Origin of the sequence: Pseudomonas sp. Irchel 3E13, assembly GCF_900187455.1 — a bacterium.
In the GTDB taxonomy this organism is placed as follows: Bacteria; Pseudomonadota; Gammaproteobacteria; order Pseudomonadales; family Pseudomonadaceae; genus Aquipseudomonas.
Genome location: NZ_FYDX01000014.1, coordinates 198,782 through 209,473 on the forward strand (window position 1 = coordinate 198,782; position 10,692 = coordinate 209,473).

Consider the following 10,692-nt stretch of genomic DNA (forward strand, 5'->3'; position numbering starts at 1 on the left):
CGGCGGATGACGCGCTTACCAGCAGCAATCAGTGCTTGGTGAGCTTGTCCAGGTAACCCATGGCGAAGGCCGAAATCACGAAGGTCATGTGGATGATCACGTACCACATCAGGTAGTCGGACTTGATGTTCTGGGCGTCCATGAATACCCGCAGCAGGTGGATCGAGGAAATTGCCACGATCGACGCAGCCACTTTCATCTTCAGCGAAGACGAGTCCATCTTGCCGAGCCAACTGAGCTTTTCCTTGCTTTCGTCGATGTCCAGTTGCGAGACGAAGTTCTCGTAGCCGGAGATCATCACCATCACCAGCAGACCACCCACCAGCGCCATGTCGATCAGCGACAGCAGCACCAGGATCAGGTCGGATTCGGCCAGGGAAAAGACGTTTGGGAGAACGTGGAATATCTCCTGGAAGAACTTCAATGCCAGCGCCAGCAAGCCCAGCGACAATCCAAAGTAGATCGGTGCGAGCAGCCAGCGCGAGGCGTACATCGCATTTTCGATAAAGCGTTCCATTGAGCTAGTCACCTGAAGGCGGGGGAAAATCGAGCGGCAGTATATCAGCCAGACGTGTGGGAAAAAGCCCGCGACGCGCTGCCGCAGGCAGGGGAAAGACCCCGAAGGGTTCGGGATCTGGAAGAGTCAGACGTCAGCCAACGTGATGCACGTGCCCGCCGTTGACGCGTCGTAACTGTGCCTGAAGGTGTACGCACCAGATCTGCGGATCGTTCGCCACCGTGTAACCGTGGAGGGTCAGGCTGTCGACGATCGCCTCAAGCACCGACTCGGCTACGAACGGACCATGAAACGGCCCTTGGGCCTTGATGGCGGAAGGCTGTTCGCCAGCCATGCCGGCGGCGAAAAGCAGTGTCCACATGCCATTGTCTCCGGCCAGCGGACGAATACTGCACTCAATGCGGGTCACCAGGCCCAGGCATTGGCGGGTAAGGCTGAGGCTGCGCGGCATGGCGACGACCCTCGGAAAAATCTCGTTCAGCCTCCGACCACAAGGCTGTTCCGTCCTGCACCGACGACTATCCATGCCCTGAAGAATAGAAGAAAACCGCCGCCGGCAAGCGAGTGCCGGCAAGCGGGCGCCGAATGGTCATGACAACACGGCGCCCGCAATGTTTCCCTCAGGCGGGTTTGACCTCCGCAAGCGCCTGTTCAGCCAACTCTTTTTCGGCTTCCTTGAGGTCGTCTTCGCTGATCATTTCGGCGATCACCCGCAGACGCTCGACCACCCGGGCGTTGACGCTGCCTTCCGGGAACTGGCCATCGGCATCCGGCTCGCCCGCCGGCTCACCCACCAACAGGCTCAGGGCTTCATCGGCCTGGCTGACGGCGTAGATGTGGAACTGCCCGTTGCGCACCGCCTGCAGCACCCGCTCATCCAGCATCAGGGTGACGACGTTGGCTTTCGGAATGATCGCGCCCTGCTCTCCGGTCAGACCGCGGGCCTCGCAGAGTCGGAAGAAGCCTTCGATCTTCTCGTTGACCCCCCCCACCGCCTGCACCTCACCGAACTGGTTGATCGACCCGGTAATGGCGAAGCACTGCTTGAGCGGAGTCTTCGACAGCGCCGAAATCAGCGTGCAGGCCTCACCCAGCGAAGCGCTGTCACCATCGACATAGCCGTAGGACTGTTCCAGGGCGATGCTCGCCGAAATCGCCAGCGGGAATTCCTGGGCGTAACGGCTGCCCAGGTAACCGGTAAGGATCATCACGCCCTTGGAGTGGATCGGCTGGCCGAGATTGACCTCGCGCTCGATGTCGACAATGCCGCTGCCGCCCGGGTACACCGTGGCGGAAATCCGCGCCGGCACACCGAAGGCCGAATCGCCCACTTCCAGCACGGTCAGGCCGTTGCACTTGCCTACCGCAGCGCCTTCGGTGTCGATCAGGATGATGCCGGCCAGCATGTCGTCGAGAATCCGAGCCGAGACCCGCCCGGTGCGCGTGGCCTTGGCCTTGAGGGCGCGTTCGATGTGGCCGACGTCGGTCATTTCGTCATTGGCCAGGTGGCGAATGAAGTCCGCCTCGCTGACCAACTGGAACAGGTCACCGATCCGCGCCGACAGACGCTTCTGATTTTCCGCCAGGCGCGCGCTGTAGGTCGCCAGGCGGGCCACCGCATCGGCGGTCAGCGGCGCCATGCCTTCTTCACTGGTACGGGTTTTCAGCAACTGGGCGAACTGCTCCAGGCTCTCGTTGTGCATCGGGATTTCTTCGTCGAAATCCACCAGCACGCGGAACATCTCCTGGAAGTCCGGATCATGGTCCTGCAGCGCGTAGTAGAGCTGGCGGGAGCCGATGATGATGACCTTGACCTGCAGCGGGATCATCTGCGGCGTCAGGGTCACCGTGGCGATGCGGCCCAGCTCGCCCAGCGGCGATTCCATCTTCAGCTTGCGCGATTGCAGGGCGCGCTTGAGGGCGTCCCAGACGAAGGGCTCGCCGAGCATCTTCTCCGCTTCGAGAATCAGGAAACCGCCATTGGCCCGGTGCAGCGCACCCGGGCGCAGTTGCCGGTAGGTGGTGTACAGCGCGCCTTGGTCGGTGCTGTATTCGATGCGGCCGAACAGGTTGTCGTAGGTCGGGTGCGGCTCGAACACCACCGGCGCGCCGCCGCTGGCCGGATGGCCCACCACCAGGCTCGGTGCGTATTGCTCTTCGAGCAGCTTGCGCGCCACGGCGTCGGTCTTGGCGTCATCCACCAGTTGCTCGACCACGGTGCGCAGCAGGTTGACCTGCATGGCCTGCAGGTAGGCGCAGACCTCGGCGTTTTCCGAGTACTTTTCCGACAGCGGCGCCAGCAATGGCTGCAGCGCCAGGGTGATGGTTTCTTCGTTGAGCTGGCGCAGTTGGTTGTTCGATTCGCGCTTCCACTGCGGGAGGCTGGCGAGTTCTTCGTTCAAGCGCTCTTCGAGGATTGCGATGTCCTCGTGGAAACGCTCGCGCTCGGCTTCCGGCAACTGGGCGAACTCCGCTTCGTCCAGCGCCTTGCCGTCGCTCATCGGGGTGAACGCGACGTTGGTGCTGTCGCGGTACAGCGCCACATCCTTCTCCAGCGAAGCGCGCTCGATCACGTCCAGCGCACGGTCGTAGCGCTGGTTGAACGCACGGTCGATGGCGCTTTTCTTCTGCTGGTAGGACGGGTGCTCGAAGACCGCCGGGAAGGTCGCCAGCAGGTTGTCGATCAGGCCGCCGATGTCGGCGATGAAGGTGTTCGCACTGCCGGCGGGCAGTTCCACCGCGCGCGGCTCGCGCAGTTCGTCGAAGTTGCTGACGTAGACCCAGTCCGACGGCGTGTGCAGGCGCTTGCCTTCGGCTTTCAGGTAGCGTTTGACGAACGAGAAGCGGCCGGTACCCGGCTCGCCCATGACAAATACGTTGTATCCCGGACGTGGCATGGCGACGCCGAACTGCAAGGCTTCGACCGCACGTTCCTGGCCCAGCACACCGCGAAATGGCTCCAGATCATTGGTTGTGGAGAAGGCGAACTGTTCAGCGGAAAACGGCCGGGTCAGGGCTTCTGGCGCAAGACGCAGGCTCGCAGCGACAGGATCGGGCATCGGGCTTCCTTACTTCGGCGGGGCAGATGTCGGCATTCTGGCGCCGCCCGCGCCCGCGTTGCAAGGCTCTTGGCGCATTTGCCTACAGGGCTGAATGAGCCGTGCAAATGTGTGTTAAAGCAATATTTCGCAATTAATCACGGAACCGCGGGATCGTGCCTAAACTCTACACTGCGCGGCCGGGTAGATAACCGGACCCGATCTGGCACGACCACCTATGGCAGGCCAGATAACCCTGACCTTTGGTTTGCACATCAAAAAGAGAACAAAGCTATGAAACGGATTCTTCTGGGTACTCTGTTCACCGCGGTTTCGATCAACGCCATGGCCCAGGCGCCAGGCGGCCCGGACTGCGGCTGGGGCAACATGCTGTTCGAAGGCCAACGCGGGACTCCCGCTCACTTCCTCGCATCCACCACCAACGGCACCTCCGGTAACGCAACCTTCGGCATGACCTCGGGCACCAACGGTTGCTCGACCAACGCTGCGCTGACCTACGGCGGCAAATCCTGGATTGCCATGAACGGCATGATGAACGAGCTCTCCGAAGACATGGCCAAGGGCCAGGGCGAAGCCCTGACCACCTACGCCGTGGTTCTCGGTGTAGCACCGGAAGACCGCGCGCACTTCGCCGCAGTCACCCATCAACACTTCCAGGACATCTTCAAGACCGCGGACGCCACCGCCGAAGACGTCCACACCAACACCCTCGCCGTACTCAAGTCCGACACTCGCCTGGCCAAGTACGCTACCCCGGCCTAAGCAGCGTCACCCCGCCCCTCACCGGGGCGGGTTGTTCATCCCATTCGGCTTCATTCAGACGTAGTTGCCCGACATGCTCAAACGCCTTGCCTACCTGGCGCTCTGTGTCTGCGCCCCGCTGCACGCCGCACCTTTCATGGACGATTCGCGCCTGCAACGGCTGGCCGCCGATCCCTACTGGATCAGCCTTGGCCACTACGAAACAGGCAAGCTCGGAGGCTGGCGCAGCTATGTCGACGACAAGCGTTTCTTCCTCGCCGAAGACGGCGCCCACCACCCTGACCGGGAACTGGCGGCCACGTACAAGGCGCTCTATGACCCCGTCAGCAAGGGCGAGAAGCACGCGCAGTGCGTCTTCCCGGCACGCACCCGCTGGTTGCGCGAGCAACTGCAACTCAATGACCTGCCAACACCGGACTGCAAGGAATACCGGCAGTGGTTCAAGGACGTCTCGCCGCACAGCGCGGTGCTGATTTTCCCTGCCGCCTACCTGAACAGCCCATCGTCGATGTTCGGCCACACCCTGCTGCGCATCGACCAGGCCGATGTGCAAAGCAACGAGACCGCGCTACTCAGCTACGCGGTCAACTTCGGTGCCTACATCGAAGGCAACGACAACAGCATTCTCTACGCCTGGAAGGGCCTGATGGGCGGCTATCCCGGGCTGTTCGCGCTGGTGCCCTACCAGGAAAAACTGTCCGAGTACCGCAGCCTGGAAAACCGCGACCTCTGGGAGTACCGGCTGAACCTCACGCCCGAGGAAACCGGGCGGATGGTCGAACACATCTGGGAACTCAAGCAGATCCGCTTCGACTACTTCTTCTTCGACGAGAACTGCTCCTACCGCCTGCTGGAATTGCTCCAGGTGGCACGCCCGAGCCTGGACCTGACGTCGCAATTCCCGCTGACGGCGATCCCGACCGACACGGTCAAGGCGGTCAAGCACGCCGGGCTGGTGGAACGCACCGACTACCGTCCGTCCCGCGAGCGCGAGCTACTGGAGCGCGCCGCACCTCTGGAAAAAACCGAGCAGCAACAGGTGCTGGCCCTCGCCGCCGATACCGGCCATTTGCAAAACAGCGAATTCACCGCCCTGCCCCGGGAGCGCCAGGCGCTGGTGCAAGACGCCGCTTACCGGCTGGAACGCTACCGCGCCAACGGCCAGGAACGTGATCCGGCTCAAGCCAAACGCAGTTTCGAGTTGCTACGCGCGATCAACCGCAATCCACCGCCACCGTTGCAGGTCGAACGCCCCGGGCTTCCGGAGGACGGCCACCAGTCGCGGACCTGGCAACTCGGCGTCGGCACTCGTAAAGACCGCGCCTATGCCGAATATGGCCTGCGCATGGCCTACCACGACCTCAACGACAACCTCTACGGTTTCCCGTTGGGCGCGCAGATCGAGATTCTGCAACTCAAGCTCCGCCAGTACGAGGGCAACGACTGGCAGGTGCAACGCCTCGACCTCGCGACCATCCGCTCGCTGACCCCGCGCAACGACCTGCTGCAACCCTGGTCATGGCAGGTGGCGGGCGGCCTTGAGCGGGTGCCGGGCAAGCATGACGATGAAGTGCTGGTCAGCCATGTCAACGGCGGCGCCGGTGGCACTTGGGCACTGAGCGACGACATGCTTGGCTTCGCCCTCGGCACGGTACGGGTCGAACACCACAACGACTTCTCCCAGTTCATCGCACCCGCGGCGGGCTTCAACACCGGGCTGCTGTGGCGCAACGGGCTGGGCAACCTGAGCGTTGAGGCCAAGGGTGATTACTTCATCAATGGTGAAGTGCGGCGCAGCCTGAGCCTGAACCAGCAGTGGGAACTGAGCGACAGCCTGGGCCTGCGCCTGAGCGCCAAGCGCGAGTTCAGCCAACTGGCGACGGCGCAGAACGAAGTGATGCTGGAGTTGAAGTGGTACAACTACTGAGGCCTTGAGGGTCTCATAGCCTGCAACAGTTTCACGGCCTTTTGACAGCACACTGACATTCCCCCTCCTAGACTTTCCTTATCTTGTGGAGAGTCTTGTCATGCGGCGCTACTGGTTGTGTTTTCTGTTGTTACTGGCGGGTTGCGAATCAACCCATCAGCAATTGATCAATCAGGGTTATCCAGCGCCCTACGCCGATGGTTTCCAGGATGGCTGCAGCAGCGGCCGACAGGCTGCCGGCGTGATGACCGGGGATTTTCGCAAGGACGTCCCGCGCTACCTGCACAACCACCAGTATGAATCCGGCTGGGACGACGGTTTCCGTCAATGCCAGGCGATGCAACAGAACCAGGAGCAACAGAACTACTACAACCGCCACTGGGACGAGCGCGAAGAACAATGGCAACACGAAAAGGACCGCGATGCCGCGCGCGCCTATCGACGCTGAAAGGTCGCCTGTGGATAACCATTGAAACCACGGGCCTGTCAGCATGGTCTTCTGGCAAAGGAGACCGTTCATGAGCCGTGCATTCGTCAACGAAGACCAGGCCGCCGCTCAGGCCAGCCAACCGGTGGAGCGCAAGGTCAGCGACCAGCCCAACTACGTCACCGCCCAAGGCCTGGCGCACCTGCAACAGCGAGTGGCGCAACTCAATCGCCTACGCAGCGAACTGCTCGCCCAGGGTGAGCAGGCGGACAAGCAGCGCCTCGCCGATATCGAGCGCGACCTGCGCTACTTCAACGCCAGGCAGCAAAGCGCCCAGGTGGTGCCACCGGCGTTATCACGCGAGAAGGTTCAGATCGGCAGCCGGGTGACCTACCTCGACGAGCAGGACCGGGAGCACAGGGTGCAATTGGTAGGAGAAGATCAGGCCGACATCGCTGCCGGCCTGATCAACTGGGGTTCCCCGCTGGGCCGGGCGCTGCTGGGGGCAGGCCCGGGTGACGAGGTTGTATGGCGACGACCCGTGGGTGATCAGTTGATCGAGGTCATCGCCATCGAGCCGGAGCCCGATGCTTAGACCACGCCTTGAGCCAGCATGGCGTCGGCGACTTTCACGAAGCCGGCGATGTTGGCGCCTTTGACATAGTTGATGCGGCCGTTCTCTTCACCGTAGTGAACGCAGGCGTGGTGGATCGACTGCATGATGTTGTGCAGCTTGCTGTCCACTTCACCGGCGGTCCACAGCAGGCGCATGGCGTTCTGCGACATTTCCAGGCCGCTGACCGCGACGCCGCCGGCGTTGGAGGCCTTGCCCGGCGCGAAGAGGGTGCCTTTTTCGATGAACAGGTCCACCGCTTCCAGCGTGGTCGGCATGTTCGCGCCTTCGGCCACACAGATGCAGCCGTTGGCCAGCAGGGCGCGGGCGTCTTCCAGGTCCAGTTCGTTCTGGGTCGCGCAGGGTAGCGCGATGTCGCACGGCAGGTTCCATGGGCGTTGGCCGGCGCGGAACTCCAGACCGTACTGGGTAGCCAGTTCGCTCAGGCGGCCGCGCTTGACGTTTTTCAGCTCCATCAGCGCGTCCCACTGTTCATCGGTCAGGCCGGATTCTGCGAACAGGGTGCCTTCGGAGTCCGACAGCGAGATCACTTTGCCGCCCAGGTCCATGACCTTGCGCGCGGCGTACTGGGCGACGTTGCCCGAGCCGGAGATGGCTACGCGACGACCATCGATGCGCTTGTCTTCACGCTTGAGCATTTCTTCGGCGAAGTACACGCAGCCGTAGCCGGTGGCTTCCGGGCGAATCAGGCTGCCACCGTAGTTCATGCCCTTGCCGGTCAGCACCGAGGTGAACTGGTTGGCCAGGCGCTTGTACTGGCCGAACATGAAGCCGATTTCCCGCGCGCCCACACCGATATCGCCGGCAGGAACGTCGAGGTCGGCACCGATGTGGCGGTACAGCTCGCTCATGAACGCCTGGCAGAAGCGCATGACTTCCGCGTCGCTCTTGCCCTTCGGATCGAAGTCCGAGCCGCCCTTGCCGCCGCCCATTGGCAGCGAGGTCAGGGAGTTCTTGAACACTTGTTCGAAGGCGAGGAATTTCAGAACGCCGATGTTCACCGACGGGTGGAAGCGCAGGCCGCCCTTGTACGGGCCGATGGCGCTGCTCATCTGGATGCGGTAGCCGCGGTTGACCTGGACCTTGCCGTGGTCATCGACCCAGGAAACGCGGAACAGAATGGCGCGCTCAGGCTCGACCATGCGTTCGAGGATGCCGGCTTCGAGGTAACGCGGGTTGGCTTCGAGGAAAGGCCAGAGGCTACGCAGGACTTCTTCCACTGCCTGGTGGAATTCGGGTTGGGCGGGATCGCGTTGTTTCAGACGTGCGAGGAAGTGGTCGACAGATTCGATCATGAGTAGACATCTCACCGAGGGAGTTGGACTTTTTGGTTTTTTCGGGACTTTACCAAGAAGCAATCGCACTGGAACAGGGCGAAATGTCGTTTTTATGAAATTTTTTGGTGCATTTCTATAAATGTATACACAAGCATGTGTTTTTTTAGGGCCATCGCGAGCAAGCTCGCTCCTACAGGGGGCCACGTAAAACCACAGCTTTCTGTAGGAGCGAGCTTGCTCGCGATGACCTCCAGACAGGCACAAAAATGGGGCCATGAAGGCCCCATTCCTGTGCATCAATTACCGACTTACTGAGCCAGCTTCTTGTGCCGTACGCGGTGCGGTTGTGCCGCAGCTTCGCCAAGACGCTTCTTGCGGTCGGCTTCGTACTCGGTGTAGTTGCCTTCGAAGAACACGGCTTGCGAGTCGTCTTCGTACGCCAGGATGTGAGTCGCGACGCGGTCCAGGAACCAGCGATCGTGAGAGATCACAATGGCGGCGCCCGGGAAGTCCAGCAGGGCTTCCTCCAGCGAACGCAGGGTTTCAACGTCCAGGTCGTTGGACGGTTCGTCAAGCAGCAGGACGTTGGCGCCCTCTTTCAGGGTCAGCGCCAGGTGCAGACGGCCACGCTCACCACCGGAGAGGTCCTTGACGAACTTCTGCTGGTCGCCGCCCTTGAAGTTGAAGCGGCCAACATAAGTGCGCGACGGGATCTCGTAGTTGCCGATGCGAATCTGGTCGGAACCGTCGGAGATCTGCTGGAACACGGTCTTGTTACCGTCCAGGTCGTCACGGCTCTGGTCAACGCAGGCCAGTTGCACGGTTTCACCGATCGAGATGCTGCCCGAATCCGGTTGTTCCTTGCCCATCAGCATGCGGAACAGGGTCGATTTACCCGCACCGTTACCACCGATTACGCCGACGATCGCGCCTTTTGGCATGACGAACGACAGGTTGTCGATCAGCACGCGGTCGCCATAGCCTTTGCTGACGTTCTTGAACTCGATGACGTTGTCGCCCAGGCGAGGACCGGCCGGGATGTAGATCTCGTTGGTCTCGCTGCGCTTCTGGAATTCCTGCGATTGCATTTCTTCGAAGCGTTGCAGACGGGCCTTGGACTTGGACTGGCGGGCCTTGGCGCCTTTGCGCACCCACTCCAGTTCTTCCTTCATGGCCTTTTCATGAGCCGATTGCTGCTTCGACTCCTGGGCCAGACGGTCGGACTTGGCTTCCAGCCAGCCAGAGTAGTTGCCCTCGTAAGGGATACCGGCGCCGCGGTCGAGTTCGAGGATCCAGCCAGCGACGTTGTCCAGGAAGTAACGGTCGTGGGTAATCGCGACTACAGTGCCCGGGAAGTCGTGGAGGAAGTGTTCCAGCCAGGCGACGGAGTCGGCGTCCAGGTGGTTGGTAGGTTCGTCGAGAAGCAGCATGTCCGGCGCGGACAGCAGCAGGCGGCACAGGGCGACGCGGCGTTTTTCACCACCGGAAAGGTGCTCGACCTTGGCGTCCCAGGCCGGCAGGCGCAGCGCGTCGGCGGCGACTTCCAGTTGGCGCTCCAGGTTGTGACCGTCGCTGGCCTGCAGGATGGCTTCCAGCTTGGCCTGTTCGGCAGCCAGCTTGTCGAAGTCGGCATCCGGTTCGGCGTAGGCAGCGTAGACCTCGTCCAGGCGGGCCTGGGCGTCCTTGATCACGCTGACCGCTTCTTCGACCACTTCACGTACGGTCTTGGCCGGATCCAGTTGCGGCTCCTGCGGCAGGTAACCGACGTTCAGTTCCGGCATCGGACGGGCTTCGCCGTCGAACTCGGTGTCGACGCCAGCCATGATTTTCAGCAGGGTGGATTTACCCGAACCGTTCAGGCCGAGCACGCCGATCTTGGCGCCGGGGAAGAACGACAGGGAGATGTTCTTGAGGATTTCACGCTTGGGCGGAACAACTTTGCTCAGCCGGTGCATGGTGTAAACGTAAGAGCCTGTTTTGCCTGCCTTGTCACTTTTGGACACGGTTTGATTCTCCTTTAATCCTGTATTTTCAATGCTTTGAGGGTCGAGACAGGCGGTTAACCCCGGGAAGCAAAACGTTAGGTTTT

The 10,692-nt window shown here is 61.6% G+C and carries 9 protein-coding genes; 4 read left to right on the plus strand and 5 right to left on the minus strand.

Features of this window, described 5'->3' with window-relative positions:
- Nucleotides 1-28: 28 nt before the first annotated feature.
- The 3 genes from CKW37_RS24040 to CKW37_RS24050 all read right to left on the minus strand — a co-directional run bounded on the left by CKW37_RS24040 (nucleotide 29) and on the right by CKW37_RS24050 (nucleotide 3,576).
- Nucleotides 29-517, minus strand: coding sequence for a TIGR00645 family protein (locus tag CKW37_RS24040; protein WP_095158714.1), 489 nt, complete (start codon nucleotides 515-517; stop codon nucleotides 29-31).
- Nucleotides 518-650: 133 nt separating this feature from the next.
- Nucleotides 651-968, minus strand: a complete 318-nt coding sequence (locus CKW37_RS24045; RefSeq protein ID WP_095158715.1) for a hypothetical protein — start codon at nucleotides 966-968, stop codon at nucleotides 651-653.
- 169 nt (nucleotides 969-1,137) lie between these two features.
- A complete protein-coding gene (locus CKW37_RS24050; RefSeq protein WP_095158716.1) occupies nucleotides 1,138-3,576 on the minus strand; it encodes a Lon protease family protein in 2,439 nt (812 codons plus the stop codon).
- 273 nt (nucleotides 3,577-3,849) lie between these two features.
- Between CKW37_RS24050 and CKW37_RS24055 the strand changes: the two genes are divergently transcribed.
- The 4 genes from CKW37_RS24055 (at nucleotide 3,850) to CKW37_RS24070 (ending at nucleotide 7,287) form a co-directional block, all read left to right on the plus strand.
- Nucleotides 3,850-4,338 (plus strand): DUF3015 domain-containing protein, encoded by a 489-nt coding sequence (locus tag CKW37_RS24055; RefSeq protein ID WP_095158717.1) that lies wholly within the window; start codon nucleotides 3,850-3,852, stop codon nucleotides 4,336-4,338.
- A gap of 73 nt (nucleotides 4,339-4,411) precedes the next feature.
- Nucleotides 4,412-6,265, plus strand: a complete 1,854-nt coding sequence (locus CKW37_RS24060) for a DUF4105 domain-containing protein (protein ID WP_095158718.1) — start codon at nucleotides 4,412-4,414, stop codon at nucleotides 6,263-6,265.
- Nucleotides 6,266-6,365: 100 nt separating this feature from the next.
- Complete coding sequence (locus tag CKW37_RS24065) at nucleotides 6,366-6,713, plus strand: hypothetical protein (RefSeq protein WP_095158719.1); 348 nt, start codon at nucleotides 6,366-6,368, stop codon at nucleotides 6,711-6,713.
- A 70-nt stretch (nucleotides 6,714-6,783) separates the two neighbouring features.
- Complete coding sequence (locus CKW37_RS24070; protein WP_095158720.1) at nucleotides 6,784-7,287, plus strand: GreA/GreB family elongation factor; 504 nt, start codon at nucleotides 6,784-6,786, stop codon at nucleotides 7,285-7,287.
- On the opposite strand, the gene gdhA is transcribed toward CKW37_RS24070, so the two are convergent.
- Together gdhA and ettA are read right to left on the minus strand one after the other, a co-directional pair.
- Entirely contained in the window at nucleotides 7,284-8,621 is a 1,338-nt protein-coding gene (gene gdhA, locus CKW37_RS24075) for an NADP-specific glutamate dehydrogenase (protein WP_095158721.1), read from the minus strand. The genes CKW37_RS24070 and gdhA overlap by 4 nt on opposite strands.
- Nucleotides 8,622-8,911: 290 nt before the next feature.
- Nucleotides 8,912-10,606: an energy-dependent translational throttle protein EttA gene (ettA, locus tag CKW37_RS24080; RefSeq protein WP_256587844.1), complete on the minus strand. Its 1,695-nt coding sequence runs from the start codon at nucleotides 10,604-10,606 to the stop codon at nucleotides 8,912-8,914.
- Nucleotides 10,607-10,692: the final 86 nt, after the last annotated feature.